Below are 25,772 nucleotides of genomic sequence, written 5' to 3'. Positions count from 1 at the left end.
AACACGCCTTCCCCTGGAGGGCTACAGTTCAGCCAGGCTTCAGGTCTGGGTGTAGCCTGGTGGGGAGGAGGTGAAACATGCGCAAGGTTCTTATGCTCGCCCTGGGCCTTTCCCTTGGGCTCGCCGCCGCCCAAAGCGGCCAGGCCCTATACGGCCAGTACTGCGCCACCTGCCACCAGGCGAACGGCCAAGGGGTGCCCGGCGCCTTCCCCCCGCTGGCGGGGCACGTACAGGAGATCCTGGCCAAGAAGGATGGCCGTACCTACCTGGTGGACCTGGTCCTCTTTGGCCTCCAGGGCCAGATCCGGGTCAAGGGGCAGGCCTACAACGGGGCCATGCCCGCCTGGGGGCCCCAGCTCAAGGACGACCAGGTCGCCGCCATCCTGAATTACGTGGCTAGTAGCTTCGGCAACAAGCCCCCTGCGGGCTTTAAGCCCTACACCCCGGCGGAGGTCAAGGCGGAGCGGGCCAAGAACCTCACCCCGGCTAAGGTCTACGCCCTCCGCCAGGCCCTGAAGCTCTGATGGGACCCAGGCTTCTCCTCGTGGAGGATGACCTTACCCTAGGCCAACTCGTGGTCCGGGCCTTGGAGGCCCAGGGGTTTCCCGTGCGCTGGGCCAAGGACCAGGAGGAAGCCTGGGTTTTCGTCTGGGAAGAGCCCTTTGACCTCTTGGTCTTGGACGTGCGCCTACCTGAGGGCGAGGAGGCGGGTTTCGCTCTGGCCCGCGCCTTGAGGGAGTCCGGCTTCGCCCTCCCCATCCTCTTCCTCACCGCCAAGGACGCCCTCGAGGACCGCCTCGCGGGCCTAGAGGTGGGGGAGGACTACCTCACCAAGCCTTTTGCCCTCCCCGAGCTTGTGGCCCGGGTCCGTGCCCTTCTCCGCCGGGGGGAGCTCCGGCCGCGGAGGGTGGAGGTTGGCGACGTGGTCTTGGAGGTGGAGGCGAGGCGGGTTCTGAAAGGCGGTACCCCCGTGGGCCTCACCGCCAAGGAGTACCAGGTGCTCGAGCTCCTCTTCCTTAACCCCGGCCGCATCTTCTCCAAGGAGGAGATCCTGGAGCGCATCTGGGGTCCGGGGTACGAGAGCAACTCCAACCTGGTGGAGGTCTACGTGAAAAACCTGCGCAAGAAGCTGGGAGAGGGGATCGTGGAAACCGTGCGGGGCCTTGGCTACCGCGCCCCAGGATGAGCCTCAGGCTTCGCCTCGCCCTTGCCGCTTCCCTCGTGGCCCTGGTGGGTTTGGGGTTGGGCCTTCTCCTCTCCGCACTTCTCCTCTCCCGCCTGGCCCTGGGGGAGGTGGACCAGACCCTACGCCTCCAGGCAAGCCTTCTCCTGGAGGCTGCCTTGGCGGAACCGGACCGCCGGGTTCCCCCGGAGATGGAGGCTGAGACCCTAGGAGGGGATTTCCCCGGGGTTGCTTGGCTTTACGAGCGGGAGGAACTCCGCTGGGAGGGTGGGCTGGGCTCGGCCCCCGACCTATTGCGCGCCTATGGGGGGGACCGCCCGGCCACTGTGACCGGATGGCGGGTGTACGCCTTGGCGAAGGGAGGATACCGGGTGGTGGTGGCCCAACCCCTGGGAGTGGTGGACCGGCTATCCGCCCTTTTCCTTCGCCTAAGCCTCCCCATCTGGCTAGGCTTGGGCGTCCTTACGGGCATCCTCGCCTACCTCTCTGTGGGCCAAGCCCTTTGGCCCTTGCGCCGCCTGGCCCAGGGGGCCGAGCGGTTTACCGTGGTGGACCCTCCCCCAGGGAACGACGAGGTGGCCCGGCTCGCCCGAAGCTTTGCCCGCCTCCTCGCCGCCCTCAAGGCGGAACGGGAGCGGGAGGCGCGTTTTCTCGCTTTGGCAAGCCACGAGCTGAAGACGCCCATCGCTGCCTTCCGCGTGGGGCTAGAGACCCTATTGCGGGCGCGGGAGGTGGACCGGGAAACCCTTAAGCGGCTTAAGCTCCAAGCGGAGCGCCTCGAGGCCCTGGCGGAGAACCTCCTCGCCCTCTCGCGCGCCCAAGCGCAGGACCTAAGGTGGGAGGAGGTGGACCTGGTGGTCCTGGCCGGGGAGGTGTTTGACCGCTTCCAACCTCTAGCGGTGGCCCGGGGCCGGGAAATTCTCCTGGAAACGGAGCCCGTCGCTGTTCAAGCCGATCCGCGCCTCCTAGAGCGCGCCCTCAACAACCTGGTGCACAACGCCCTGGTCCACGGCCAAGGGGCGGTGCGTCTGCGGGTGGGGGTAGAAGGGGGCAGGCCCTTCGTGGAGGTGGGGGACGAGGGACAGGGGCCTGCCCCTGGGAGGGCGGAGGGTTTAGGGATACGGGTGGTGCGCCAGGTGGCGGAGGCGCTTGGCGCAGAGGTTCTTTTGCGCCGCGAGCAGGGGTTTGCCGTGCGCCTGCGCTTCAGGGCTGTTTCAGGGTCCTCCCCTTTAATGGTCCCTGGAGCGGATGCTCCGGAGGTGAAAGGATGAAAAGGGTAATGGGGTTGCTTCTCGCTTCGGCCATGGCCATGGCGGCCTCGGTGGGTGGGCATAACGGGCTTAAGGTGGCGAGCGTCTTCCCGCCCAGGAGCTTGCCTCCGGGTACGGTCTTGGTCCTGGAGGACGCCAAGGGGATGGCGCTGTGGCAGACGGGTAAGGGCACGCTCCCGAGCGCGGAGGAGGTGGGCAAGGCGGCTTACGTAGTGTTTTCCTTGCCTTCGGGGGAGACTTACCGCTACCCCGTGGTGGGAAAGGCCACCAGCCTTGCCTCGGTAAGGGTGCGGGTGGGCAAGAACGTTTACGCCCTTAGTGTCCTGCTCAAGAATAGGCACGTGGCCATTGGAAAGGATGGGAACTTGGGAATGGTGAAAGCCCTTACTTCCTCTAAGGCCGCTCTCCCTAAGAAGCCCTAGAGGTCATCCGGTTTTCCTAAGCCCGCCGTAGAGCACAACCCCCCCACCGGGACCAGCGGTGGGGGTTCCCTGTTCGTTGGGGAGGATCCCACTCCCCGTATGCCCGCCAGGGTGTGGCCTACACGAAGAAGAGCTTTTCCCGGTCCACCTCCTTTAGGTGGCGCACGCCGAGCCGGCCCACTTCTTTAACCAAGCGGTCCGCCAGGTGCAGGGGTGCGGGGAGCCGAGGGAAGGCGAAACCGCTTGCCGGGTAAAGTCGGGTCAGGTGGTAGATCTGTTCCGCCAAGGCCTCTAGGGGCGTCTCCCCTTCCTCGTGCACCAGCTTGAGAGGCCTCGGCGTGCCCCGGAACTCCCGGTGTACGGTGAGGAGCAAAAACGTCCTCTCCTCTACTGGCACGAGGAGGCCATCCAAGAGGCGGCCACGGGTGGGGTAAATCCTGCCACCCCCAGATTTCCGCACGGATACCAGGTCAAAGCCGATCCCTAACTGGCGAAGCTTCGCCAGAGCCAGGGTGAACTCGTCTTTTGGCAGGCGACCGTCGCGAAGGAGGAGAACCCGGGAAGGAAGCCTTCCACGCTTGCGCTTAAAGACCAGAAGGGCCTCCTCCAGGAGGTCCCAGACCACTTCTCCAGGGATGCGTTCACCCGCCTGCGCCTCAGGAAGGCTCCAGAGGAGATGCCCGCCATCGCTCCCCACGGCACAGGCGGCGCCCCCAAAGCGGAAGGACTTCCTGCCTCCCGCATCAAACCCCACGGTTAGGTCCGCGGGGTAGGCCCCTTCCAGCGCTACCACCTGTAACCCCGCCTTGGCGAGAAGCCCAAGAAGGGCGTTTTCTAAGCGATGGCGCTCTTCTCTTTGAATGGGGACGTTGAGGAGCTGGCTCGGGAGCCCCTCCTTTAGGAAGAGGGCCTTAAGGCGGTGGCGCTCTTCCCAAGAAAGGGGTGGGGTGAGAACCAGTACGGCTTGAACGCCCGCCTCTTTCGCCTCTTCCAGGGCTTCGCGAAAGGCGAGGGGCTGGGAAGGGTCCGCATGGATTTCCCGGACATGGAGCCGGGCCTGGCTTGCCCTAAAAGCGTTTTCCAAGGCCTTAAGGAGGAAATCGGGCCATCCTCTCCCCCCATCCAGGCGGAGGAGGGCCAGGGTGGTTTCCTGAGCCCGGTAAAGCCCCACGCGTAGCGCATCCGCCGGCTTGCCGACCCTCCTTCGGGCCCGAAGCTCGGGCATGCGCATACGCCACGCCTTTGCCTCCACGGGCTTGGGGTGTTCCACCCCGAGCCTTCGCGCCACCGAGAGGGCAACCTTGAGCGTTTCTTCCTGGCGTTGGTTCCAAGGGATGGACAAGGCTAGGTTAGATCCCCCTTCTTCGTGGAGGTCCTCGAGGGTAAGCACCGGGATGAGCAGGCTCGTCAGGTGGGGAATTTTCTCCTTGGCGTCCTTGGGGTTTGCCACCCACGCCACCCGGCCCCACCCGCCATCCCGAATCCGTCCTTTGGAAGCGTGGTACTCCACAAGGTTCAGGCCCCCTGGAAGCAGGATGCCTTGGGGGTCTTCCTCCCCTAGCCCGAGGAGCTCCCAGGTGCGGTCATTGTAGGCGTTCTTAACCCGCTTGGGTGGGGGGTGGCCTTGGGCGAGCCAGGCCTCGAGGGTCATATCGCAGAGGATACGGTAGGTGGGGTCAACCTCCAGGACCATCGCTCCTTCGGCGGAGACCCAAAGGTCTAGAGCCGCTCCTTTTAGTACCCGCCACCCGGGGCCCCGGGCGTGTTCTTTCCGATAGAACGCCCACCCCTCAACCCAGAAGCCCTCCCGGCGGAACTGTTCTAGCACCTCCCGAAGCAGCCTGCGGGCCAGAGCGGAAAGGGCATCCCGCTCGGAGGGGTTGCGGGGGTTCAAGACCCTTCGCGCCAGGGGGCGGAGGCGGTAGGTGTAGGTGTTGCCCCGCCAGCTAAGGGTTCCCTCTAGCAGGAGGGACTCCGGCGGCGACCAGGTGAGGAGCGAGTCCCCCATGCGCGCCGTTCGCCCTCCCGCCCGGTTGGCCAGGAGGGCGAGGAGGGCATGCACGTCCTCCCTGCTAGGGGGTGGGTTGAGCTCGCTAACCAAGAGCCAGGGCTCTCGCTCCTCTGGACGGAGAGGCCGCAGGAGGAAGCGGTTGAGACGAACCTCGAGGCTTCTGGAATCCCCCATCATTCGGTAGCAGTTTAAACGAGCAATGGAATCCAAGCAAGGGGGCTAAGGCGTTCTAGTGGACAAGGCTAGGGCTTGGGAAAGATGCAAATGGCATGGGATTGGGCAGGTGGGGAGCCAAGCCCACTCCCAAAGCCCTGCCTCCTGGGGGCGGTAGGGCGGGCCTCGAGGCCTCCCCTGCGACCTTTGGCGGTTTCCCTGTGGTATAGGTGCGGCAACCCTACCCTTGGGGCTTTGGAATCCGCAGAGAAGACGCCGGGGACTTCGGTCCCAGGGGTTGTCAACGTTTCCCCTGCGGAAAGAAATAGGGTCCCCTTTATGGAACCGGCTAGATCCGAGCCTTGGTAGCGCACACCCCCAGGGCTTGGACTGCCCGGTACCGCCTCGTCCTCGGCGGGGTGCGCCCGGATAGGGCTCGGGTGGATGGCCTCGAGGGAAAGCCGGAGGATATCCCCGTGGGGATTTCCTCCCCGTTGGTCCCGCCCGCGCGCTTTCCACACGTGGCCCCGGTATAGCGCGGTGGAGGGCAAGGGGGGAGTGGCGGTGGGCCAAGGGGGCGAGGGCGAAAGCGGTGGGGGGAAGACGGGTTGAAAACCACCTAATCTGGAGGTGGCCTGCCTGCGGCCCTTGACCCGCTCCGCAGGGCTTTCCTTTGGGGACCGGGCGTGTCTGGCTTTGGGGGAACGATTGGGGCTTTGTGCCCTCGCCCCTGAGCCCTGGTGGGTGGGGCTCACCCTCGGCGTGCGCCTGGAGGTGAGCCCCACCTGGTGCGCCATCCCCCAGGCCCGCTAATCCCGCAGGCCCAGCCGATACCGGACCAACGCCTCCAGGTTCAACATGAAGGAGAGGGGCGTGCGGGACAGGTTCACCAGCTCCCTTATCACCCACTCCTCCTGAAACTCGGTGAGGTGCTGGGCGTTCAGGCGCTTCAGGACGATCTCCGCCGCCTCACGGGGTTTGAGGCTCAACAGCATGGGGTTGTCCCGCACGCCCACCGATAGCCGGGGCCGAAGCCAAGCCAGCATCTCTGCCCACTCTTCCGGGGTAAGGGTGCGCTTCTCGGACATGGCTTGCTTACCTCCAGTCCCAGGTCAGCAGGTAGTGCCCTGGGCGTACCGCTTCCAGGATCCTGCCAAGCCCCTGCCACCCCTTGAGTTCCTCGGGGAAGGGGGTGCCCATGATAAAAGGCGCTTCACCGCCCGTCATCCCGTCAAAGTACACCATGAGGAGCGAGCCCCCCGGGAAGGTAGCCAGATGGGCATACTCGGGGTAAAAGCCCACGGCCTTGAGCAAAAGGTCGTCTATCCCCCCCACGTACCCCATGGACAACCACTCCAGGAGCTCCTCCTCCGAGAAGGCCTGGTGGACGGGCTCTTTGAGGTCGAGGTCAAGCTCCCAAAGGAGCTCAATTAGGAGGTCCTCTGCCTGCGAGGCGTTGGTATCGTAGATGCCATCCGTGGGGAGCTCGTGCGCGTAAGCGATGAGGAGGGCCGGGTCTTGGCCTCGAGCCCCGACCTCCTCCTGGGGGCCTTCGGCGCAATCCAAGAGGTTGTCCAGCTGCGAGGCCACCCAGCTCCTTGGCAGGTGGCGCACGAAGTCCAGGGCCCGTTGCAGAGGCATACGCCCTAACCGCACCGCTTCTTGGAGCTCCCGCAGATCCCTCAACCACCAGTTTTCGCACTCGGGGCTCAGGATCATGATCTCGCCCGCATCCCGCTCCGCCAGCACGATGCGCACCGGGATGGGTGGCGGGGGAGGGAAGGGGGAAAGCCGGGCCTGGGCCAAGCGGGCGATGAAGGGAACGGAATCGGCGGCCAAGTCCTTTAGCGCCCTTTGAGGGGCCTGGGGGTGGAGTGCCGCCACCCACCGCTGGAGCCAACCGCCCTTAGCCCAAGCGGCCACCTTTTCGGGCTCCTCGCGCCACGTGGGCGCCTCCCACCCCTCGAGGCCACCCCGTTCCCTCATCCGGAGCTCTGCCGAGGCCCAGAGTTCCAGCCCACGCCGATCCAGGTTCTCCGCCAGGGAAAGGGCTTTCTCGCCCCACTCACGCTTCTTGAGTTCCTGCAAGAACCAGTCCACCGCATTCATACCCTGCCTCCTTTCCTAGGGACGGGGGATTAGGTTAAGCGTCATCGCCCTCCTCCACCACCTCCAAGGCGTAGCCCCGGTAGACCAGGGCGAGGGGGGGAGCCTTGGCCTTGAGGTATTCCCAAGCGTACCCGTCCCCGTAGTGCGCCTTCACGGCCTCCCAGTACTCCCGGGCCTCTCCCGGGGGAAGCCCCTCCACGTCCCCCTCGTAGAGCAGGTTGCCCTGGAGATCGGAGAGGCGCACCTTCCTCACGCCGCCTTGCCACCTTGCCCCATCGCTTCCCTTGCCCTTCCTGTCGGGTGCCATATCGTCTCTCCTTTCCATCCTCAGGATACGGGGGGTAGAATTTCCGTTGGACGGAAATCGCGGGGTTGGGGTAGGGTAATCCCGTGAGGCGGAGCGCTTGGGAAGTGTACGAGTGGGTTCTGGAGGCGGCGCGGCGGGAAGGGTTGGGCGTAGGGGAGGGGGAGATCGTGCGGGCCCTGCGCCGCCTGGGCCGGAGCGCCTTCCGGGCCTTCGCCCAGAGGCTTGGGCTCAGCCCCAAGTACCTCCGGCACGATCTCCTGCCGGTGGCGGATCTCCCGGAGGTGTTGCGGGAGGCCTTGCGCCAGGGGTTGCCCTTGCGGGAAGCCCACCGCCTCCACCGCCTGGTGCGCCGGGGCCTCCTGACCCTTGAGGACCTGGAAGGGAAGCCCCCCGAGGCTTTGGCGGCTTTGCCCTACCCGGACCTGGAGGTTCCCCTCGAGGCCCCCATCTGGCTCTTCCCCCCGGATCCAAGGGGAAGGGAAGCCCTTTCCCCGGTCGTGGCCAAGGCCCTCGTCCTGCGGTACACGCAGCGGGGGGAGCTGGTGGTGGACCCCATGGCGGGGTACGGCACCGTGGTGGAGGCCGCGCGCGCTCTGGGCCGCAGGGCCTGGGGTGGGGACATCCAACCCCTGGGGCCCTCCGTGGAGCGGGCGGACATCCGGCACTTAAGGGAGCGGTTCCGCCGGGAGGCGGCCCTTCTCGTGCTCCACCCCCCCACCTTCGCCGCCTTCCAAAAGGAAGGAGGTCGGGACCTGGATCCGGAGGAGCGGTACGCCGCCTATGTCCAGTACCTCACCGACCTCGTGGGGTACAGCCTCCCCGCCCTGCGGCAGGGGGGCAGGCTCGCCCTGGTGGTGAGCCCGAGGAAGGAGATCTCCCCCAAGGAGGCCCAGGAAGGGCGGGACTTTTTCCTTTCCCCCTTTGAGCGCGCCCTGGCCGAGGCGCTTTCCCTCAGGCCCGTCCGCTATCACCTGGCGGTGAGCCGGGATGGGCGTCAGGACTGGCACGTGTTCGTGGGGGAAGCCGGCTAGCCTCCACCGCTCCCCGCCCCCTTGGCCTGGCGCAAAGGAGGAGGGGGGCCTCGAGGTCATGCAGGCCCCACGGCATCACCGCCAGCGCCTCCACCATCTCCTCAGGCAACAAACGGGAAAACCCCTTTTGCGGAGCCCCAAGAGGAGCCCCGTCTGGTGCGGCTGTCGAGGCTTTGGCCCCACACCCACTTCCGCCTCCACCTGCTCGGCCATCGTGAGGAGGAAGAGGTGTTCTGGGACTCGGGTGCGGAAGGAAAGGGGGAAAGCTATGGTGAATGGGAGGCGTAGCGTTATTGCGTGTTCTGCCCACAAGCACGGGCGATCCTATGGGCCCCGAATGGGTGGTCCACCGGGAGGCGGTCTGGGTGGGCTTAGAGGGCCCCTATTTCTTGGCGGGAAGGGACCCAGTAGGCTTCCTCGTACTCCCTGGGCTCCCTCCTGCGAGGGGGGCCATCCTCGAGGCCATTGGGGAGAGACCCCGTTGAGGGGTACAAATAGGGTGCTAAAGGCACAACAAGGCCGATGGCTTGCCAAAAAAGAAGGCGTCGCATCCCCCCATACGCGCGCCAAACGCGGTTTCCGGAGGGCGAGTCCCCCTCCTCCCAGGGTGTTGTGATGTACAATAGCGATGTATGCTGCGCAAGCAGGTCTACCTCACCCCCGCGGAGGACGCCAAACTGAAGCGTTTGGCCCGCGCCACGGGGCGCACGGAGGCGGAGATCCTCCGCCTAGCCCTGGATCTCCTCCCGGAGGACGAGGCCCCCCTCTTCTTGGCGCTAGCCGAAGAGGGTCTGCTGGAGGTTCCCGAACGGGTGGTGACCCCCAAGGGGATGGAGGAGGCCTACCGCCGCTACCTGGAGCGGTTGGCGGGGCGCAGGCTTGGGCTCTCGGAAGCCGTCTTGGCGGATCGGGAGGGGCGGTGATTCCCCCCTTTTTGGACACTTCGGCCCTGGTGAAACGCTACGATCCGCACGAGCCCGGCGGTTCAGAGGTAAGGGCGCTTTTGGAAGGGGCAAAAGCAGTCTTGGTCAGTTCCTTGGCGATCGTGGAGGCGGTGTCGGCCTTCCGGATCAAGGAGCGGCAAGGGGTTTTCACCCCCGAGGAAGTACACCTGGCCGTGGAGGCATTGGAGGCGCACGCCGCCCTCCAGTACCGCTCCGTGCCTCCGAGGCCTCCTGTCCTGCGGGAGGCCAAGCGCCTTCTCTTGCGCCACAAGCTCCGGGCCTACGACGCCCTACACCTGGCCACCGCCCTGGTGGTGGCCCGGGTAGGCGGGTTGCACCCCCAGGAACTCCCTTTTTGGACGGCGGACGAGGAGCAGGCGAAAGCGGCCGAGGCGGAAGGTTTGGCCGTGAGGCGGGTGTGAGGGGGAGCGGGTCCTTCGAGGTTATTGGACCTCCCCGGGTGTGAGCCCCAGCAACCTAGGGGACGCCCGTATCCTCCTGGGGTTCTTCTTTTGCCTGGGGATGTACGCCGGCGCTCGCGCGCTCGCGTGCACTTGCGATCGCCTCAGATGTTGCCAATCACTCCCCCCTTCCCCCCTCCACAACCTCGCCCAAGCGGATAGGCGTGCACGCGCGGGCATGCCCGGTCATACCAAATGTTGCCAATGAGCACCACCGGGGTAGCAGGGGCGGGCATGTGCGGTCATCACAGATGTTGCCAATAGGCATCTTCCGTCCGGCCCCGGGTAGCAGGTGCGAGCGTGCGCGGTCATACCACGTGATGCCAGGGTGTGATATACTTCTGAGGGAATAGGAGTGGTAGAAGCCTTTTGGAATAAAAAAGGAGGAACTTGTTATGGGAAGGAAATACCGTAGCCCTCCTCTTGTGGAAGCCCTTTGCGAATTCAGGTTAACGCCGGATACACCGTGGGATATGACAATTCCCGGTTTGTTTTACGAAACGGTAAAACATGAGTTTCCGGTAAAAGAACAACGGGTTGTTCAGGAAGTTGAACTTATACAAGGGCCTCACGGCATTCAGCAGCAGATTCGCACCAAAGAGATGATTTTGCTGTTTACACAAGACAGGAAGATGCTTATCCAGCTCGGCCCTCACCTCTTGGTGATCAACGCACTAAGGCCCTATCCTGCGTGGCAAAGGTTTAAGGCGCTAATTGAAATGGCTTGGAAAAGTTTAGGGCAAGTTTTGGAGATAAGGGGCTTGCAACGGATAGGTTTGCGATACATTAACAAAGTTGAATTGCCCAGTTCAGAGGCCAGGCTGTGGGACTATTTTGAATTCTACCCGTTCGTTGGACCTCGGCTGCCGCAGAATTTGTCCACCTTTATCGTAGGTGGGGAGTTCTCTTACGCAGGGGGTAGAGATTGCTGTCGCGTTCAGCTTGCGCCTTCGCCCGAACCTTCCGAGGCTAAGAAAGCGTTTATCCTGGATATCGACTACTTTTTAACCCAGCCTTCAGGCGTTAATGTTTCTGAGGTTCCAGATTGGATTGAAGAAGCACACCGACACGTGGAGGATGTTTTTGAAGGCTGTATAACGGACCGCCTTAGGGAATTGTTTGAGGAGGTGGAGTGAGATGCCAGTCAGAGGCAGCACTCACCTAGTGGAAAGCAAAGCGCGTGGTGTGTGGGGTGGAATACATTTGTCGCAATCGTTGCAGTTTGGCTCTCAGGAGCCCTCTTTCCCTGTACAAGTGATACCGGTAAAGAGCCAAGAATTGTCGGTCTATCTATCTAATCTTTCTGCTCCCAAAAGAGAAATTACGCGTTCTCTTGCTTTCACGGAGGAAGTTACAGAGATGTTGAAGCAGCTCAGGAATATGAGCGTCCGTATACGTGCTGCATCTGACACGCTATTGCGATATTTTGTAAAACACCCACGGCTTATTAAGACAACGCTCGATCTAGCAATAATTGCCCGTGAGAAACTCCCAGATGCCAAATTGTATTTGGAGATTGATTTGGATCCCGAAACGGACGAAGAGCACATTGTGCTCTATGCGCGATTTGCACGCTACGATCAAGAGACTGTGCCGAGGATTCGCAAAGCCCGGAAAGCGTTTCTGTCGCGTCTGGGTGATGAGCCAGATTGGCCATTGCTGACAACAGACTTTCGTAGCCCACAGGAGGTAGAGTAGTGGCGTTTGATTGGGAGGAATACCTACGAATTGCCAATTTTTTGAGAAATCCTCCCCCGTCTTCTTTTTCACTAGAAGCTGCGCAACGATCGGCAGTCAGTCGTGCATACTACGCAGCCTTTTGTTGTCTGCGAAACTATGCGGAAAAACATTTGGGCTTTCGGCGCAAAAAAGGACCTTCAGACCATCAAAAACTTGGGGAATACCTAAAAAAACGCGGTGAGGATTGGAGGAGTATCGTTGACTGTTTGAGGGAATTGCGTGTATGGCGCAACGATTGCGATTATGATGATGAGGTCGGCGATCTCAATACAATGGTGTCAAATGCGATTTCCACTGCTGAACATATAATACGCTCTTTAGGGCATTCCCGGAACTCAGTCTGCGGCTGAATTATCATCTTGACGTACAAACCCACTATCTAGCTTGCGACTGACCGCAGTATCTATCGTAGACCTCACTCTCAAAACGCTTCAAGCCCAAGGCCCCGCAAGCACTTCAAAGCCACCTTCATTGAACGTGTTTCCATGCTTCTTGGTGGGTGCGTTTCCTTTGCCCCTACTGGACAGACGCTTGGTGGGATTTGGCAGCGTGGCTGAATCTGCTCTTGCTGGCCCCATCCTCATGATGCTGCCAATACCATTCCCGCTTAGATGCCCTCAAGGCCCCCTACCCCTAGACCGCCCTCCCCCCTCAGGGGATAGCCCCCGAGCGCCCTCGAGGGTTCCCTAGGGCACGGGGCTTCGCCCACGGCCAAGGGGGCCATGCCGTCGCCTGAGGTTCTGGAAGCCCTGAAGGCCTTGGCGCGGCTCTCTGGTCCCCTCGCCGTCGCCTTCGTGCGGGGTAAGGCGGAGCGGGTAGCCGGTCCCCTCTTGGGGGCCCACCACGCCCTGGTCCAAGAGGCGGCCCAGGAGGTGGTGGACGCTTTCGCCCCAGGGAGGGACGGCATAGTCCTGGTGAGCCCGGAGCGGGTGCGGGTGGCGTACCGGGAAGAGGGCCTGGGGGCCTAACGGCCCCACGGGGGGGAATAGGAGGTAGCTGGTGAGCGCAAAAGTGGACCAGGAACCGGAGCGCCTCGAGGCCGCCGCCCCCTTCCTCTTGGCGGAGGTGCGGGCCTTGGGAGAGCTTTTGCCCAAATACCCGAGGTTCAAAGGGGAAGGGGGAAGGAGTTGGAAGGCTCGGCCCATGCCCGCCTCACGGGCTTGACAACAGCCCGGGGGCCTTGCTCCCCCACGGCGTAGGGCAGAAAGGAGGCACTGGACGGAACGGACAACCCCCAAGGAGCGGATGCTGGCCTTTCTGGACAAGCTTAAGAAGGCGGAGGCGCTCCTGAAGGAGGAGAAGCTGCTCCCCGTGATGGGGTGCAAGGACCTCTTTGTGGTGGAGGGCCAGGAGGGAAAGGGGCACTACCTGGTGGACCTGGGCGCGGAGACTTGCACGTGCCCCGCCTGGACCCAGGGCAAGAGCCGCCCATGCAAGCACCCTTTGGCGGCGGTGCTCCACCTGTGGAGGGAGGGAGGAAGGACCGGACATGCCACGCGGGCGGTGGGGGAAGGGCCGGTCGCCTAGTACGAGCGTGGTCCCGGGGGGTCAAAGCCCCCCACGCTTTTGGGAGGTGGCATAAGCAAGCTTTGGGCCTTGGAGATGGCGGCGAAAAGGAAGGGCCTCGAGGTGAGGGTGATGCGCCAAGGATGGCGGACCCTTCTGGAGCCACGGAGCCCTGGAGGGAAGGCGGTGCGGGTAGGGAGGGGCGGCCTCGAGGCCGCCCTAACCCGGGCCCTTCGGAGGTGGGCGTGGAGGCCCTTCTTCTGTCCCTCTTCCTCATGGGCCCTGGGCTGGGTTACTCTGTCCATTCAGACCGGGCTTTTAGGGAAAAGAGAGGGTGTGGGGGAGCTATAATCCTTTGCTTTTGCGTCCAGGGGGATCCACGAGCCCCCCGCACCTCCTCTTTTCCTTAGATCGGCTTGGCCAGGCCCATGCCGTAGGTGGTTTTCGCCCCTACCCCGCTGAAAAAGGAAAACGCGTGGAGACGCCCCAGGGCTTCCTGGGCATCCAGGCTTTCGCTCCAGAGTTTTACTCGGACCTCCCCTGTGAAACCCGGGAAAAATGCCTTCCCCGCCTGAACCCTGTGGAACCGCAACTCGTGAAAACCCGCGAGTTCTGCGTCTAGCTCAAAGAGCTCCCGGAGGGCCGCCTCCTCCTTGGGGTTGAAGGGATAAGGGCTGTGGGCTTGCCATTTGTCCAAGAGGGAGCCGAGGATTAGCCGTGGTTCCGGAAGGGGCGTAAAGCGGGTGCGCCCGCCCGGCTTTGAGGTGATGAAAACCGTGGGACTGAGAAACCGAAGGTGCAATCTATTCCTTGGGGGAGCTAACCTGAGCGCTTCCCAAGAGGTTGCTCCGGCCAGGGGATGAGCCTCGGGGGTTGCTAAAACCCGTCTCAAGCGAAAGGGGCTATCCCCTAGGAGAAGCCCCTCGGGGGCAGCCTCCAACAGGGTCCGCAATAGGGGGGCGAACAGGGCATCGTCCAGGGTGGTGAAGCGTAGGAGGAGAACCCCGTTCCTCCCGCCGATGGGCGCTAGGGTGAAGGGCTTACGTGGGGCCCCGTGGAGCCGGGCCGCAAGCTGGGGGTCCAAGCGGGAGAGCAGGGCGAAGAAGAGGCCATGGGCGTACTTGGCGGGGTAGAGGAGGGGCTTATCTCCCAAGAGCTCCAGGACCACGGCGTAGGGCATCAGGACTCCTCTTCCTCGTTTTCTTCGGCTTCCTCTTCCTCGTCTTGGGAAACCTCTTCCATTGGCTCTGCCCAGGCCGAGTCCGCCAGGTACCAGATGAGATGACCGCACGCGTTTTGCCCGGGAGCTGGTCGGAGTCCAAGACTTCCCCTGGTGTCCCTACGGAAATCCCCCCCGGATAGACCAGCTGGACCCGCTGCGGGTCTGGATGGCGAATGCGTAGGAAGACCTTGGGTAACTCTACGAAGCCCAGTTCGGGGTCGTAGTCAAAGGGGTATTCCACCACCAGCTCCCGCCCGTAGAGCTCTCCGGAGCGGAGGGGTGTTTCGTACCACCCCCGCCCCCCCTCTTCCCGGTTGGCCCAGACCCGTTCCACCACCTGGGTCGGGGTGAGCTCCTCCTTCCGGCCCACGAGGCGGTCTATGGGGACCTCCACCTCGTCCTCACCTTTGCGCAGGCGCACGCTGGGCGTCCAGCTACGGGTGGCCACGAACCCCTTACGGTGAAGGGGCTCCTGGGTCAGGTCGAGGCCGTAAACGTGACGACCCCTCGGACCTTAGTCCGAGGAGTCGCCACCGGCCTGGCCTTACACCTCCCTTAAAGGAGCTTTCGGCGGGATAGCGAAGACTGCCCAGGGCCGCCACGAGCCCCCATGAGGTGGGTGCGATAGCCCAAGCTCCCTCGCCGATGGGTTGGGGGAGCGCCCCGCGCCGCACCTCCTAGGGGGTTTCCTTGGGGGAGGCGGTTCGCGAGGGTCCCGGCATTGGTTTCAGGGCATCCGAAGGTTGCAGCGAAGGTCCCGCAAATGCCCCGCTTTTCTGGTTCCTGGGGTGGCGGGTGGGGCGGTGCGTTTAAGGAATTTGTAAGCCCCCCTGTGGAGCATAGGCATCGAGGACCCCAAAGGTCCTGGAACGAGGTGGGACCATGCGGAACAAATGGACTTTGGCCCTGCTAGCCCTGGGTTTGCTCCTCGCCGCCTGTGGGGGCGGGACGGGGGGCAGGGACACCAGCGACGTGACCGTGTCCCTCGTGGACCCGGCGGGTGCCCTGGTGGGGGCCGTCTACCGGGTGGGTTCGGGGGAGTGGCGGGAGCTCCGCTTCGCGGATGGGCAGGCCACCTTCCAGGCGAGCGGGGTGTACGAAGTGGTGGCGCGTTGCCGGGGAGAACCGGACAGGGTTTACCACACCAAAGCCACGCCCACCCAGATGGACCGCGTGGTGATCCCCTGTTCTACGGTGGATGCCCCGCAGGTGCAGGTCACCCTCACCGCCCAGCTCCCCCCCACCATCGGCCAGAGGCCGGTTGAGGATGGAAGCACCAGCTTAACAGCCGAGCTTGACGTGAGGTTTTTCCCCCTCCTGGGGTGGGCTCTAATCCCGGAAGGTGGGGCGGTACAATCCCGCCGGGCTCAGGCGAGGCCTTACCTGCCTGTAGGTCTGCAGGATGTTGTCCTGACGGTTGCGAATACGGGCGTTACGGGTACGGGCCTTATACACTGCCTGGCGCCAATGGGGTGGAAGCGGGTGCAGCTGGATATTCGGGGTAGTCAAAGCTACACCGTGGGGGAAGAGGGGTGGCAGCCATTCCACGCCACGCCCTCGCTAAGCGTGTCTTCTCGTAATAACCCGGGCGTTCCTTCGATCTACGTTGCCTACTTTAGGGAAGGCATGCGGAGCCTGGGCGGTGTTGGCTTTTCCGACGGTACCTTGGCCTGCCAGTACGGTACCCTTCCACCCCGGGAAGGGGGCGTGTACCTTGGCATCGCTGTGGATTATGTCTTCTCCGAAAGCGGGACTGGGTGGCAAAAGTTCGCTGTCTTGAAGGATATCGGAGGGCAAGACTGGACGGTGGAGATGCCCCCGCCCTGGCCCGAGGGTGGCCTGACCGTTTCGGGCGCCACGCTGACCCTTAACTACCCAGGCGCGCTTAGCTATGCCCTCCAAGCGAACGGCTTCTTGCGGGATAGGGAAACCCAGGCCGAAATCCCCCTTTTCGCCATCCTCTTCCCAGAGGGCGGGGCCGTTGTGTACACACCTCCGGACGCTGGCGAGGAACTCGGGTATGGGGTGGCGCCTTCGGACACGTATTCGGTAGAGGCTTTGGCCTTCACCCGGAACAACAATAACAGCTTGCCTTCAATCCTCTTTGCCCCAGGGGCTATGCCCGATGAGGCCACCTTGCGGGGGCTAGATCTCGCCGTTGCTAGCCTGTTCGTGGGCCAGGGAGACTGAAGGTCACCTCGCGGGGAAAGAGGGACGAGCCTGGGCGAAAGGGAGGATTTCCCGGGGTGCGGGTCGTAGCGGCGTTCCCCCATACCCTCCCGGTTCGCCCCATCCGGGGTGCGGGCGAGGCGCATTTCCCTAGAGCGCGGGCCTTCAACCCGTTGCCCCGCGGGGGATAGAGGGGTTTTCTCTCCTTTCGTAGCCCTCCTAGCCCAAGTTGAACCGTTGGGGAGGTCCTCGAGGCCCTCTTTTCCCCGCGCGGGCACCGGCAGGGTTACCACCCTCCTAGGCTTGGAGGGCCGAGGCTTTCTGCGCCGTCCTTGGGCCCGCAGTGCGGTCTTGGGCGGGAGTGCGGGGAAAGCCCCTTTTCGGAGATGACCGGATGTGGCGGCCCTGGTGGTGGTGGCACGCGTGGCCCTCCCACACGCCCCCCGCAGTACCCCTTCTCCGCTTAGGCTCTCAAACTGGCGAGGCCTGTCGCCCCCCGGTGCGAATCCCGCCCGGTTCAGGTCCCCCCAAGGGGCAAGGGGGCTCGCCTTGGAGGCCTACCCTAAGGTAAAGGAGGCACAAGACCCCCCGAGCTCTCAAGTTGGTTCACGGAGGAAGGCACCAAAGCCTTGCGCGCCTGCCCCCGGCGGGGTTGCTTTAAGGAGAAGGCGCCCAGGCGAGGATCCTTCTCGGGCAAAGGGCGTCCACCGTGTCTCCTATACCCAGTTGACCCCGGTCGTTGAGACCCCATGCGTAGAGGACAAGGTTGCCACCCTCCTGGACAACAGCCAAGGAGAAATCGTACCCCGCTTTCACCAGCACGGCCCCGCTGAGAGTACCTGTGCACCCTTCGCCTTTGACCTGCACCGGGGTAGGGGAGGAGTTGCCAGAATTGCCCTGGCCCAACTGGCCGTGGTCATTGCTCCCCCAGGCCCACACCCGGCCGTTTTGGTCAAGGGCCAGGTTGTGGGTTCCCCCTGCCGTGATGAAGCGGATCTGAACCCCAGAGGGAAAGGGCACGCGCTGGGGTGTGGAGGTGCTTGTCAAGGACAAGTCCTGTCCCAGCTGGCCCTCGGCGTTGCTCCCAAAGGCCCACACGCTCCCGTCCCTCCTCAAGGCGACGGAATGTTCCCTACCCCCAGCCACTTGCACCACGTCGGCGAGGCCGGGGACCTGTTGAGCGTACCGGTCGCTCACATTCGCTATTCCCCTTTGGCCATGCGAGTTGCTGCCAGTGGTCCACACGGTACCGTCCTCCAAAAGAAGGAGCGCATGGCCATCCCCAGCATCCACGCTCTGCACACCCACCAGGGGTTGCCCTTCGGCCCGGAGAAGAGGCCTGGGGTCGTAGTACCAGTCGTCATTTTGGGTGAGGACATGGGAGTGGTTGACATTATCCCCAAAGCCCAAGACCCGGCGTTCATTATCGCGCACGTGGATGACCAAACTAAAGTCGCGCCCTGCCTCTATAGCCACCGCATTTGCGAGGTGCTCGCTGCCGCCTTCGGCCACCACATAATCCGGGGGTTCAAAGGTACGGGTTCCGGTGGGGTATCCCTGCGGACGGCCCAGCTGGCCATAGGGGTTCACACCCCAGCTTTGCAGCCGGCCGTCCCCCATTAGGGCCAAGGCATGTCTTTGGTTTTCGCCTATGCCGAACTGGGCTGCCACCGCGATAGCCTCGTCCAAGCCCGGTATCTTGGCGGGCGTTGACCGGAAAGGCAGGGTATCCGGGTCCTCCGCCAGCTGCCCAAACCGGTTATCGCCCCAGCCATACACGCCATCTGGCTTCACGAGAAGAACGAAGTCGGTTCCCGCGGCGAGGATTCCTTGGAACCGCATAGGGTCACCATGGGTACCGTTGCCGCCCTCTGGGGGGCTTCCCGTGGGCCCAGCGCAACCAGAGAGGACAGCCAAGCACCCAACCACGAAAGCCAAAAAGGTGACACGCTTCCCCATAGTTCCCTCCTACAAACCCAGCCCCGCAAGCGCGGTGGCCACGCCTAGCGAAACCGCGGACACCTCCTGGTGGGAACGGGCGCTATCCCCTTGTGGCCTCGCGCCCTCGAGGGGAAGGGCACCCTTGCCTGACCGCATCCAAGGCTTGCCCATGGTTTGCCTCCTGTCGGAGCGCCTAAGCGCTCCATCTCTAAGCTTCTCCACCGCCCCTTACAAATCCCTTAAACCGCTCCTTTGCCCTTGGAGGAGGGGAAGGCGCTCCTACGGAGGCAGGCCCCCTTGGGGATGCGGAGGGGCCTCTGCGTGGGGACCTAGACGGAAGGGTGGACCGCGCCGCGGGAAGCCGCCTCACGTCCATCCTCCCTGGTGAGGCACGGGGTAAGGGTGTGGAGGCCTCGGTCACCAGCGGTTTCCCGTTGCCCCCCTGGCGAATCGGGTAGCTCCTTCTCCCGCCCAGGTCAAGCAAACGCACGTCCGGATAGGGGGCCCCTTGGAACTTTCTTCCCTGTGGGAAGCGTCGCGCGGGGGACCGCCGGCCGTGCGCCCGCCTCACCGGCTTTCCCGGCGGTCTGATTCGGGGAGATGGGCGTTCGCGCAAGGAAAGAGGGCTCGCGCTTCGGGCACGACAAGCTCCGCCCTGGTCAGGGCCACCTTACCGCCGGGATCACCGGCTCTGCCCGAGCCTGGGCGAACGCCGCGTAGGAGAGGACACTTCGCTCTCTGGATGGGCGTCGGAGGCGGCCCAAAGGGTCTTCTCCTCCCAGGGGCAAAAGGCCTGGCGGAAGCAGAGGCAAGGGGTTTCCTCCCTAACTCCCCTGGGGGAAGTGTCCCTCCAGGACGTACACCCCCGGTGCCTCGCGCATCGGGCGTGCACGGAGGACAACGCCATAGTCCTCCGCCTCCAATAGGGAAGCGTGGGCGGCAGGTCCACGGGCTCGGGGTATGGGGCGAGGAGGTGCGGCACGAGGCTGCCCTCCACCACCCATGACGCCACCAATCGCGCGCTTTCTCCCGCGCTGCGGCGAAGTACCCTTCTGGACTTAGGGAATGGGACCTAGGGGTGCGGCCAGGAGGGGCGTCCGGAACGTCGGTAAAGCCTAGCTTTCTCCAGTGAACGAGGCGGATGGCGCTCCTACCGGGACCACGAACGAATCCTCGGCCTTAAAGCCCAAAGCACTCTGTAGTGGTTAGAAGACTTTTCTCTACTTCCACCTCCAAAGCCACCAGAGCTGTTCGCTTGGAGCGCTCAAGGGCACGGTAAACCCCTTGGGTCCTTCTCCTACCGCGCGAGGAGCTTGCCCACCTCCAAGGCCTCCTAGCCCAGGTCCGGCTTCCCCGGGTGGGCCCCACCGCGGGCGCGACGCCCCCGGCCCCCTTCTCCCCCAATCTCTAAGGCCGAGCCAAGGCCGCCGCTTCCTGTGCGGGCCTCCTTCCAGAGTGGGCGGTTTCGGGGAAGAGGGTGGAGGGGAGCCGGCTTTCCAAGAAGAGTCCGTCCCTTTTTTCGCAGGGTGCTCTACGCAACGTTGTTGGCGGCGCGGCGGGATGAGGAGATGTGGGGCTCGTACGAGGTTTTGCTCGCGCCAGGGAAGCGGGACGGAAAGCTCTGGTAGCCGTGGCCCACAAGCTTCCCCGGCGGACGATGGGGGGTTAGGGCGCCCCATCAAGTCCAGAACTTTGCGGCCACCGGTTGATAGAACAAGGCAGCATCATCCCAAAGACCCATTCCCTTCCAAAGTGCGCTTCCACGGCCTTCAGGATAGCCTGGCCGTCCCGGAGGGCTTTTTCCGCCTCCTCCCGGGTGTAAGCCTCCTTGGGGGTGAGGCCAGGTAGGGCGTCGGGGTAACGGGTGGGGATGTAGAGCTTGTCCAGAGCGAGGGCCTGAGGGAGCAAGGACCGGAGAGCCTCTCCGATATCCCCGGGAAGCTCCCGAACCAGCCGGGCTAGGCTGTGGCCCCTGGGGCCAGGCCCTGGGCGATCCAGAGGCCTTTAAGGGCCCTTTCCCCTGCCTGCCTGATAGGCCAAGAAGGCCGCTTGGGCGAACTTCCCCACCTCCAGGAGGGCCTGCCCCGTCTCCCAGTCGTCCTGGGCCTGGGCGAGCCACCTCTGGCCTTCCTCACGCCGCTTTTCCACGCTCATAAAGGGGTATGGCCTCCCGGAGCACCCCCTTAAGGAAGGGGAGGTCGCTCCTTTCGGCGAGCTCCTCGGGGGTCAGGACCAGGGCTTCCACGGGGAGGGGAGCATCGGCCAAGAGGTTGAGGACCAGTTCCAGGCGGGCCAGGGGCGGGAGGGAGGTGCGGGCCACCACCAGGAGGTCCAGGTCCGACCTTCGGTCCGCTGTGCCCCGGGCGTGGGAGCCGAAGAGGTAGAGGGCTTCCAGGTCTAGAGCCCCCTTAAGCCGCTCCGTGGCCTGGACCAGGTACGCCTGCAGGGGAGCGTCCATGCTCATAGCGTAAGGCATCCCAAGGGCCCAAAGGTGTGCACAGGGAGATCTCTAGCCGCCATCATCCGATTTCTGCGTGTGCTAGCTCGTCCGCAAGTCTCCACCCCGCATCCTTCAACAACACTTGGCCTTGAATGGGGTTGTGGGCCACCGGACGCCGGTCTACCCGCCCCCCCATCTCCACCCTGACTGGGCTATTCGGTGAAACCTTGACGAGCACACCCAAAGCTGAAAGCCCTGGTCCCCCAGCGAAGCGGGTAACGACAGGGGGTTCACCGCCCGGCTGGAGCCCATGAAGGCCTACCGCTTTGAGGGGAGGCTCCACGAGGGGAGGCTCCTGGCGGAAAGGGCCTTCCCCTTGGGGAAGTGGGTGGCCTGGAAAAAGGGAGGCCCCGAGCCCGAGCCCATCGCTGGGGAGAGAAACCCCTACCTGGAGGAGGCCGGGCGGAAGGCCCCGAAAACCGAGGAAGGGCCACGGGCCGAGGCGCCCCCGCCTCCCTCCCCAGAACCGCCCAAGGCCCCCAAGCCCAAGCCAGAGCGCCCGAGGCGGGACCCGGTGCGGGTCTGGCGGGCCCCGGAGGAGCCCGAGGAGCCCGCCACCCTGGGCCTGCCGCCCCCTCTCCCCCCCAAGCAGGTGATGGGCTTGGTCGGGGAGGGGCCCTACTACCTGGTGCTTAGGCCCCAGGCCCTGGACCTGGGGTGGCCAAGGGTGGAGCGGAACCTGCCCTTCCTCACCCGGCGGTACGAGGTGCGCTTTTACCCCGACGGGAGCCGGGCGGTGGTGTGCGCCGACCTCGAGGCCCTCAAGGTGTGGTATAAAAGAATACTAAGGGGGTGAATAGCATGGCTTACCGTAAAAAAAGGGGCTCGGATACTTGGCATTTCTGCAGGAATTGTAGCAAGTGGCCTACTAGCGATTACGAAGAGAGGTACACAAAGCCCGATGGCGAAGAGCTTTGCAACGAGTGTCGAAGCAAAGCACAAAGTGGGAACTGCCAAAAATAGTTGCCTGTAGTTATTTAACTTAAACCAGTCCCCCAAGGCTAGAAGCCTCTTCAAGGGGTTTTCCGTCAGATTCATTCCACGGAGTTCTTAAGTGTACCTCAATCTTGCCCCCAAAACCCAGATCGTTTCGCAGTTACGCAGTTAAAAGTTATTGCTTAGAATTCAGGGTAAGCCCAAGCCCCTCACGAACCGCCAGGCCTGGAGGAGCCCCAGGAAGGCCCCCGCCGCCTCCTCCACGGGAACCTCCACCGGCTTAAGGCCGTCCCCCAGGGAAAGGACCATCCCCCCCTTCACGGCCACCCCCTCCGCCTGGAGGGCCAGGACATAGGCCCCCACCTGAAGGAGGTGCTCCGGGTACACCCGGGAGGAAGTCTTCAGGTCCACCACGATGAGCCGCCCCCCAAAGTGGGCCACCAGGTCCACCCGCCCGGCGTAGAAGTGCTCGGGGTGGAAGACCGCCTCCTCCCCCCGCACCGCCCTACCCCCGTTCCCTTCCCACCACTCCACCAGGGCCTGGGCCATGACCCGCAGGGGCTCCTCGGAAGGGAGGGGCGCCGAAAGGCCCTTCAGGTAGGCCTCCGCCCAGGCGTGGAAGTCCGAGCCCCGGCCCGCCGCCCTCTGGGCCGCCTGGCGGTGGGCCTTGGCCGCCCCGTCCAAGATCCGCCCCGCCTCCTCCTCCGTGAGAACGAGGCCCGGAACCAGCTCTTCCCGCAGGTACTCCACCACCTGGCGCACCGCCCACTCCTGGAGGTTTTTGTTAAGGAGGCCGGTGATTTGGGTAACGGAGGGGACGGGTTGCCAGTTCATCCCGTCCAAGGAGGCCTCGTACCCGCCCCCACCCCGCTTGTAGCGCAGGCGCCAGCCGCTGGGATGGTCCTTGAACAGCCAGTCTTGATACATGGGCCCTCCTTGGGCGCCTTCCATTTTACCCGCATACCGGGTGAAGCAAAAAGGGAAAAGATTCTTAAGGGCTTTCTTCCCCCTATCCAATTGCCTACCCAACAGATTCCGTGACCGGCGCGCCCTGGTGGTGCTCGATCACCACCGACACGGAAGCGACGCGGACGCTCTTGCCGGAGAGCTTCTCGAGCGCTCCCCCACTTTTCATGGGCATCCCACCGTGCTGGGCGCGATCGATCGGAGCCCGAGCTGGGCCCAGGGCCGAAGTGCGTGCCACGATACTTCGCATTCGTGCCAGATGGTGGGAGGCCTGTGCTAAGTCCGTGTAAAGCGCCAGAGCGGCCCTATCCCAAGCAGCAGGGCGTTCACCGTCACGATCACGGTCGAGGTGCTCATCAACAGCGCCGCCCACTCCGGCCGGAGCAAAATGCCATAGTTGTCGTAGAGCGCCCCCGCGGCGACGGGTATGGCGAGCAGGTTGTAGATCACCGCCCAAAAGAGGTTCTGCTTGATCTTGCCCCGTACCTTGCGGGCCAGGATGACGCTGCGGGCCACGTCGGCGGGGTCGTTCTTCACCAGCACCACGTCGGCGGTCTCCACGGCCACGTCGGTGCCCGCCCCGATGGCGAAGCCCACATCGGCCTCGGCCAGGGCGGGCGCATCGTTCACGCCGTCCCCGACCATCGCCACCTTACGCCCCTGGGCCTTGAGTTCCCTCACCTTGGCCGCTTTGTCTTCGGGCAGGACCTCGGCGATTACCGTATCTATGCCGATCTGACGGGCTACGGCCTCGGCGGTGCGGCGGTTGTCGCCGGTGAGCATCACGGTCTGGATACCGAGCGCGTGAAGGGTCTCGACCGCTTTGCGGGCGGATTCGCGGACCACGTCGGCCACCGCGATCACCCCTGCGGGCTGGCCGTCCACCGCCACGTACATGGCCGTCTTGCCCTCGGCGGCCAGCCGGGACACCAGTTCTTCCAGTTGGCCCACCTCGATACCTTCCCGCTCCATGAACCTCCGGTTGCCGATGAGCACCCTGCGCCCCTTAACCTGGGCCACCACACCGTGCCCGGGGACAGAATCGAAGGCGGCGGGGGGTTGCACGTCCAGGCCACGTTCCTTGGCCGCCCGCACGATGGCCTCGGCCAGGGGGTGCTGCGAGGGCTGGTCGGCGGAGGCAGCGAGGGCGAGCAACGTTTCGGGGGTGAAGGGGGCGATGGGCTCGAGGTCGGTCACCGTGGGCTTGCCCTCCGTGAGGGTGCCGGTCTTGTCGAAGATCACGGTGTCGATGGTGGCGGTGGCCTCGAGGGCGGCCGCGTCCTTGAACAGGATGCCCTGCCGGGCCGCCACCCCCACCCCCACAGTGATCGCGGTGGGCGTCGCCAGGGCCAGCGCGTCGGGGCAGGCGATCACCACCACCGAGACCGCCACGGTGAGGGCGAAGACCAGCCCCTGCCCCGCCAGGAAGTACCAGTAGAGGAAGGTGAGTACGCCCGAGCCCAGCGCGATGAACACCAGGTACTTCCCGGCCAGGTCGGCCAGGCGTTGCGCCGGGGCCTTGGAGGCCTGGGCGTTGCGCACCATCTGCACGATGCGCGAGAGGGCGGTGTCGGCGCCCACGGCGGTGGCCCGGAAGATGAAGGTCCCGGTTAGGTTCACCGTCCCCCCGATCACCTTCGCACCGGGAGTCTTGGCGACAGGGATAGGCTCTCCGGTGATCATGCTCTCATCCACATAGCTCTGCCCCGAGATCACTATCCCGTCCACCGGCACCCGGTCACCGGGCTTGACCACGACCTCATCGCCCACCATCACCTGCTCGAGGGGCACCTCCACCTCCTGCCCGTTCCGCCGGACCCGGGCCGTCGCGGGGGCCAGCTTGAGCAAGGCCTCCACCGCCCGTCCAGTGGCGAAGCGCGCGCGCATCTCCAGCCAATGCCCCGCGAGGCTGAAGGTGGTGAGCATGGCCGCCGCCTCGTAAAACACCTCGCCCTCGAAGAGGAAAGTGGCCCCCAGCGAGTAGGTGTAGGAGACCAAAATGCCCGTGGCGATGAGGGTCATCATGTTGACCTGGCCCTGCCGCAAAGCCCGCCAGGCTCCATGGATGAAGGGCCATCCTCCCCACCACACCACCGGGGTCGCCAGCAGGAAGCCCCACAACCCCAGCGAAAGGCCGAAGGGTGGCGTGTCGGGGAAGCCCAGCGCCCTGCCGATGGGCGAGAAGACCACGATGGGCAGGGTCAGCAGCAGCGACACCACAAAGCGCCGCAGCATGTCGTTCACCATCGCGGCCCCATGCCCGGTGTGCGTATCGTGCCCCTCGTAGCCCGTGTGCTCCCGGCGCTGCACGGCGGTGTGGTCGTGGGCTGGGGACGGACGGGCGGCGTGGCCGTGGTGGGCGTGGGCGTGGCCCTCCGAGCCCACGCTGGGGTGCCCGGGCTGGGCTTGGGAGGGGGCGCAGTCGGTGCAGTCGCAGGCGTAGCCCCTTTGCTTGATCTCGGCCTCGAGCCGCTGGGCGCTCGTCACCGCAGGGTCGTAGGCGAGGTGGGCGACGCCCCGGGTGCGGTCGAGGTGGACCTGCAGGACGCCTTCCAGCCGGGCGAGCTGCCGCTCGAGGTCGGCGTACTCCGAACCGTCGTAGCAATTCCTCAGGGCGACCGCGAGGACCGATCCGTGTGGGTGAGCGCCGTGGCGGGTCACTGCCTTCGACATAGCCTGCACCTCCTACAGCGGCGCCTTGGTGGGCACGGGGAGCTCGGGCAGGGGGCGGGCCTCGAGGCCCCGGTGGAACTCCTCCTAGAAGGACTAACGGGCGTGGGCGTACCGGCGCAGGGGCACCCCGGCACCGATCCCAACCGCCGCGCGGAGTAGGATGCGCCGCTGGACGTGCGGGGCCTTTTCGAGGATACCATGGCTCCCCTCCGGTACCGGGGAAGGGG

Annotated in this window: 28 protein-coding genes; 16 read left to right on the top strand and 12 right to left on the bottom strand. The window is 64.4% G+C overall.

Going from position 1 to position 25,772, the window contains the following annotated elements; translation table 11 throughout:
• The first annotated feature begins 77 nt into the window (after positions 1–77).
• From A0O31_RS11970 to A0O31_RS11955, 4 genes are all read left to right on the top strand, one after another.
• The gene (locus A0O31_RS11970) at positions 78–524 is read left to right on the top strand and encodes a c-type cytochrome (protein WP_071678165.1); all 447 of its coding nucleotides are present in this window, start codon (positions 78–80) and stop codon (positions 522–524) included.
• Positions 524–1,186, top strand: a complete 663-nt coding sequence (locus A0O31_RS11965; protein WP_071678164.1) for a response regulator transcription factor — start codon at positions 524–526, stop codon at positions 1,184–1,186. Before A0O31_RS11970 ends, A0O31_RS11965 begins: the two co-directional genes overlap by 1 nt.
• Positions 1,183–2,454 carry a sensor histidine kinase gene (locus tag A0O31_RS11960; protein ID WP_071678163.1) on the top strand — a complete coding sequence of 424 codons (1,272 nt, stop codon included), beginning with the start codon at positions 1,183–1,185 and terminating at the stop codon, positions 2,452–2,454. The genes A0O31_RS11965 and A0O31_RS11960 overlap by 4 nt, the downstream gene beginning before the upstream one ends.
• A 119-nt stretch (positions 2,455–2,573) precedes the next feature.
• Positions 2,574–2,876 (top strand): hypothetical protein, encoded by a 303-nt coding sequence (locus A0O31_RS11955; protein WP_152024485.1) that lies wholly within the window; start codon positions 2,574–2,576, stop codon positions 2,874–2,876.
• A gap of 118 nt (positions 2,877–2,994) precedes the next feature.
• On the opposite strand, the gene ago is transcribed toward A0O31_RS11955, so the two are convergent.
• Positions 2,995–5,064, bottom strand: a complete 2,070-nt coding sequence (gene ago / locus A0O31_RS11950; protein ID WP_071678161.1) for a protein argonaute — start codon at positions 5,062–5,064, stop codon at positions 2,995–2,997.
• Positions 5,065–5,670: 606 nt separating this feature from the next.
• On the opposite strand from ago, the gene A0O31_RS13320 reads away from it, so the two are divergent.
• Positions 5,671–5,853, top strand: coding sequence for a PIN domain-containing protein (locus tag A0O31_RS13320; protein WP_071678160.1), 183 nt, complete (start codon positions 5,671–5,673; stop codon positions 5,851–5,853).
• On the opposite strand, the gene A0O31_RS11940 is transcribed toward A0O31_RS13320, so the two are convergent.
• Genes A0O31_RS11940 through A0O31_RS11930 form a run of 3 tightly spaced genes read right to left on the bottom strand, consistent with a single transcriptional unit; the run spans position 5,850 to position 7,402 of the window.
• Entirely contained in the window at positions 5,850–6,128 is a 279-nt protein-coding gene (locus tag A0O31_RS11940) for a hypothetical protein (protein ID WP_071678159.1), read from the bottom strand. The two genes, A0O31_RS13320 and A0O31_RS11940, sit on opposite strands and share 4 nt — an antisense overlap.
• Positions 6,129–6,135: 7 nt before the next feature.
• Entirely contained in the window at positions 6,136–7,149 is a 1,014-nt protein-coding gene (locus A0O31_RS11935) for a hypothetical protein (RefSeq protein WP_071678158.1), read from the bottom strand.
• Between the two features lie 34 nt (positions 7,150–7,183).
• Entirely contained in the window at positions 7,184–7,402 is a 219-nt protein-coding gene (locus tag A0O31_RS11930) for a hypothetical protein (protein WP_071678157.1), read from the bottom strand.
• A gap of 137 nt (positions 7,403–7,539) precedes the next feature.
• On the opposite strand from A0O31_RS11930, the gene A0O31_RS11925 reads away from it, so the two are divergent.
• From A0O31_RS11925 to A0O31_RS11895, 9 genes are all read left to right on the top strand, one after another.
• Entirely contained in the window at positions 7,540–8,487 is a 948-nt protein-coding gene (locus A0O31_RS11925) for a TRM11 family methyltransferase (protein ID WP_071678156.1), read from the top strand.
• A 632-nt stretch (positions 8,488–9,119) separates the two neighbouring features.
• A complete protein-coding gene (locus A0O31_RS11920; RefSeq protein WP_071678155.1) occupies positions 9,120–9,410 on the top strand; it encodes a ribbon-helix-helix protein, CopG family in 291 nt (96 codons plus the stop codon).
• Positions 9,407–9,853: a type II toxin-antitoxin system VapC family toxin gene (locus A0O31_RS11915; RefSeq protein ID WP_071678154.1), complete on the top strand. Its 447-nt coding sequence runs from the start codon at positions 9,407–9,409 to the stop codon at positions 9,851–9,853. Before A0O31_RS11920 ends, A0O31_RS11915 begins: the two co-directional genes overlap by 4 nt.
• A 434-nt stretch (positions 9,854–10,287) precedes the next feature.
• Positions 10,288–11,028: a TIGR04255 family protein gene (locus A0O31_RS11910; protein ID WP_071678153.1), complete on the top strand. Its 741-nt coding sequence runs from the start codon at positions 10,288–10,290 to the stop codon at positions 11,026–11,028.
• Positions 11,029–11,146: 118 nt separating this feature from the next.
• On the top strand, positions 11,147–11,590 hold the full coding sequence (locus A0O31_RS12825; protein ID WP_152024484.1) for a hypothetical protein: 444 nt from the start codon (positions 11,147–11,149) through the stop codon (positions 11,588–11,590).
• Positions 11,590–11,982, top strand: coding sequence for a HEPN domain-containing protein (locus tag A0O31_RS13630; protein WP_071678152.1), 393 nt, complete (start codon positions 11,590–11,592; stop codon positions 11,980–11,982). Before A0O31_RS12825 ends, A0O31_RS13630 begins: the two co-directional genes overlap by 1 nt.
• A 372-nt stretch (positions 11,983–12,354) precedes the next feature.
• Positions 12,355–12,600: a hypothetical protein gene (locus tag A0O31_RS11900; protein WP_203226816.1), complete on the top strand. Its 246-nt coding sequence runs from the start codon at positions 12,355–12,357 to the stop codon at positions 12,598–12,600.
• Between the two features lie 31 nt (positions 12,601–12,631).
• Complete coding sequence (locus A0O31_RS12900; protein ID WP_161489870.1) at positions 12,632–12,796, top strand: hypothetical protein; 165 nt, start codon at positions 12,632–12,634, stop codon at positions 12,794–12,796.
• 81 nt (positions 12,797–12,877) lie between these two features.
• Positions 12,878–13,159 (top strand): SWIM zinc finger family protein, encoded by a 282-nt coding sequence (locus A0O31_RS11895; protein WP_071678151.1) that lies wholly within the window; start codon positions 12,878–12,880, stop codon positions 13,157–13,159.
• A 385-nt stretch (positions 13,160–13,544) separates the two neighbouring features.
• Here A0O31_RS11895 and cas6 read toward each other — a convergent pair whose 3' ends face one another.
• Together cas6 and A0O31_RS11880 are read right to left on the bottom strand one after the other, a co-directional pair.
• Positions 13,545–14,318 (bottom strand): CRISPR-associated endoribonuclease Cas6, encoded by a 774-nt coding sequence (gene cas6, locus A0O31_RS11885; protein WP_071678149.1) that lies wholly within the window; start codon positions 14,316–14,318, stop codon positions 13,545–13,547.
• Positions 14,281–14,808: a hypothetical protein gene (locus A0O31_RS11880; protein WP_071678148.1), complete on the bottom strand. Its 528-nt coding sequence runs from the start codon at positions 14,806–14,808 to the stop codon at positions 14,281–14,283. The genes cas6 and A0O31_RS11880 overlap by 38 nt, the downstream gene beginning before the upstream one ends.
• Before the next feature lie 1,259 nt (positions 14,809–16,067).
• Between A0O31_RS11880 and A0O31_RS12820 the strand changes: the two genes are divergently transcribed.
• Positions 16,068–16,550 (top strand): hypothetical protein, encoded by a 483-nt coding sequence (locus tag A0O31_RS12820; protein WP_152024483.1) that lies wholly within the window; start codon positions 16,068–16,070, stop codon positions 16,548–16,550.
• Between the two features lie 636 nt (positions 16,551–17,186).
• Here the strand turns inward: A0O31_RS12820 and A0O31_RS11870 are convergent.
• From A0O31_RS11870 to A0O31_RS11860, 4 genes are all read right to left on the bottom strand, one after another.
• Entirely contained in the window at positions 17,187–18,371 is a 1,185-nt protein-coding gene (locus tag A0O31_RS11870; RefSeq protein ID WP_071678146.1) for an RCC1 domain-containing protein, read from the bottom strand.
• Between the two features lie 1,764 nt (positions 18,372–20,135).
• Positions 20,136–20,399: a HEPN domain-containing protein gene (locus A0O31_RS13310; protein ID WP_237259080.1), complete on the bottom strand. Its 264-nt coding sequence runs from the start codon at positions 20,397–20,399 to the stop codon at positions 20,136–20,138.
• A gap of 75 nt (positions 20,400–20,474) precedes the next feature.
• Positions 20,475–20,624 carry a HEPN domain-containing protein gene (locus tag A0O31_RS13305; RefSeq protein WP_237259057.1) on the bottom strand — a complete coding sequence of 50 codons (150 nt, stop codon included), beginning with the start codon at positions 20,622–20,624 and terminating at the stop codon, positions 20,475–20,477.
• The gene (locus A0O31_RS11860; protein WP_071678278.1) at positions 20,602–20,928 is read right to left on the bottom strand and encodes a nucleotidyltransferase domain-containing protein; all 327 of its coding nucleotides are present in this window, start codon (positions 20,926–20,928) and stop codon (positions 20,602–20,604) included. Before A0O31_RS11860 ends, A0O31_RS13305 begins: the two co-directional genes overlap by 23 nt.
• 292 nt (positions 20,929–21,220) lie before the next feature.
• Between A0O31_RS11860 and A0O31_RS13300 the strand changes: the two genes are divergently transcribed.
• Positions 21,221–21,766 (top strand): hypothetical protein, encoded by a 546-nt coding sequence (locus tag A0O31_RS13300; protein ID WP_237259056.1) that lies wholly within the window; start codon positions 21,221–21,223, stop codon positions 21,764–21,766.
• Between the two features lie 329 nt (positions 21,767–22,095).
• On the opposite strand, the gene A0O31_RS13475 is transcribed toward A0O31_RS13300, so the two are convergent.
• Together A0O31_RS13475 and A0O31_RS11845 are read right to left on the bottom strand one after the other, a co-directional pair.
• A complete protein-coding gene (locus tag A0O31_RS13475) occupies positions 22,096–22,833 on the bottom strand; it encodes a PD-(D/E)XK nuclease family protein (RefSeq protein ID WP_071678144.1) in 738 nt (245 codons plus the stop codon).
• Positions 22,834–23,148: 315 nt separating this feature from the next.
• Entirely contained in the window at positions 23,149–25,545 is a 2,397-nt protein-coding gene (locus A0O31_RS11845; protein ID WP_071678143.1) for a heavy metal translocating P-type ATPase, read from the bottom strand.
• Positions 25,546–25,772: the final 227 nt, after the last annotated feature.

The sequence above is a fragment of the Thermus brockianus genome (assembly GCF_001880325.1).
GTDB classification, from domain to species: Bacteria; Deinococcota; Deinococci; order Deinococcales; family Thermaceae; genus Thermus; species Thermus brockianus.
Note: the sequence above shows the minus strand (reverse complement) of the source record. Positions and strands in the feature narration are given on the sequence as shown.

What these genes read in the sequence shown, in the direction of transcription:
- A0O31_RS11910 (WP_071678153.1), top strand. Translation starts at nt 10,288, where the DNA reads ATGGGAAGGAAATACCGTAGCCCTCCTCTTGTGGAAGCCCTTTGCGAA.
- A0O31_RS11900 (WP_203226816.1), top strand. Translation starts at nt 12,355, where the DNA reads ATGCCGTCGCCTGAGGTTCTGGAAGCCCTGAAGGCCTTGGCGCGGCTC.
- cas6 (WP_071678149.1), bottom strand. Translation starts at nt 14,318, where the DNA reads ATGCCCTACGCCGTGGTCCTGGAGCTCTTGGGAGATAAGCCCCTCCTC.
- A0O31_RS11965 (WP_071678164.1), top strand. Translation starts at nt 524, where the DNA reads ATGGGACCCAGGCTTCTCCTCGTGGAGGATGACCTTACCCTAGGCCAA.
- ago (WP_071678161.1), bottom strand. Translation starts at nt 5,064, where the DNA reads ATGATGGGGGATTCCAGAAGCCTCGAGGTTCGTCTCAACCGCTTCCTC.
- A0O31_RS13305 (WP_237259057.1), bottom strand. Translation starts at nt 20,624, where the DNA reads ATGAGCGTGGAAAAGCGGCGTGAGGAAGGCCAGAGGTGGCTCGCCCAG.
- A0O31_RS11970 (WP_071678165.1), top strand. Translation starts at nt 78, where the DNA reads ATGCGCAAGGTTCTTATGCTCGCCCTGGGCCTTTCCCTTGGGCTCGCC.
- A0O31_RS11960 (WP_071678163.1), top strand. Translation starts at nt 1,183, where the DNA reads ATGAGCCTCAGGCTTCGCCTCGCCCTTGCCGCTTCCCTCGTGGCCCTG.
- A0O31_RS11940 (WP_071678159.1), bottom strand. Translation starts at nt 6,128, where the DNA reads ATGTCCGAGAAGCGCACCCTTACCCCGGAAGAGTGGGCAGAGATGCTG.
- A0O31_RS11895 (WP_071678151.1), top strand. Translation starts at nt 12,878, where the DNA reads ATGCTGGCCTTTCTGGACAAGCTTAAGAAGGCGGAGGCGCTCCTGAAG.
- A0O31_RS11920 (WP_071678155.1), top strand. Translation starts at nt 9,120, where the DNA reads ATGCTGCGCAAGCAGGTCTACCTCACCCCCGCGGAGGACGCCAAACTG.
- A0O31_RS13300 (WP_237259056.1), top strand. Translation starts at nt 21,221, where the DNA reads ATGAAGGCCTACCGCTTTGAGGGGAGGCTCCACGAGGGGAGGCTCCTG.
- A0O31_RS11870 (WP_071678146.1), bottom strand. Translation starts at nt 18,371, where the DNA reads ATGCGGTTCCAAGGAATCCTCGCCGCGGGAACCGACTTCGTTCTTCTC.
- A0O31_RS13475 (WP_071678144.1), bottom strand. Translation starts at nt 22,833, where the DNA reads ATGTATCAAGACTGGCTGTTCAAGGACCATCCCAGCGGCTGGCGCCTG.
- A0O31_RS11845 (WP_071678143.1), bottom strand. Translation starts at nt 25,545, where the DNA reads ATGTCGAAGGCAGTGACCCGCCACGGCGCTCACCCACACGGATCGGTC.
- A0O31_RS11935 (WP_071678158.1), bottom strand. Translation starts at nt 7,149, where the DNA reads ATGAATGCGGTGGACTGGTTCTTGCAGGAACTCAAGAAGCGTGAGTGG.
- A0O31_RS11860 (WP_071678278.1), bottom strand. Translation starts at nt 20,928, where the DNA reads ATGGACGCTCCCCTGCAGGCGTACCTGGTCCAGGCCACGGAGCGGCTT.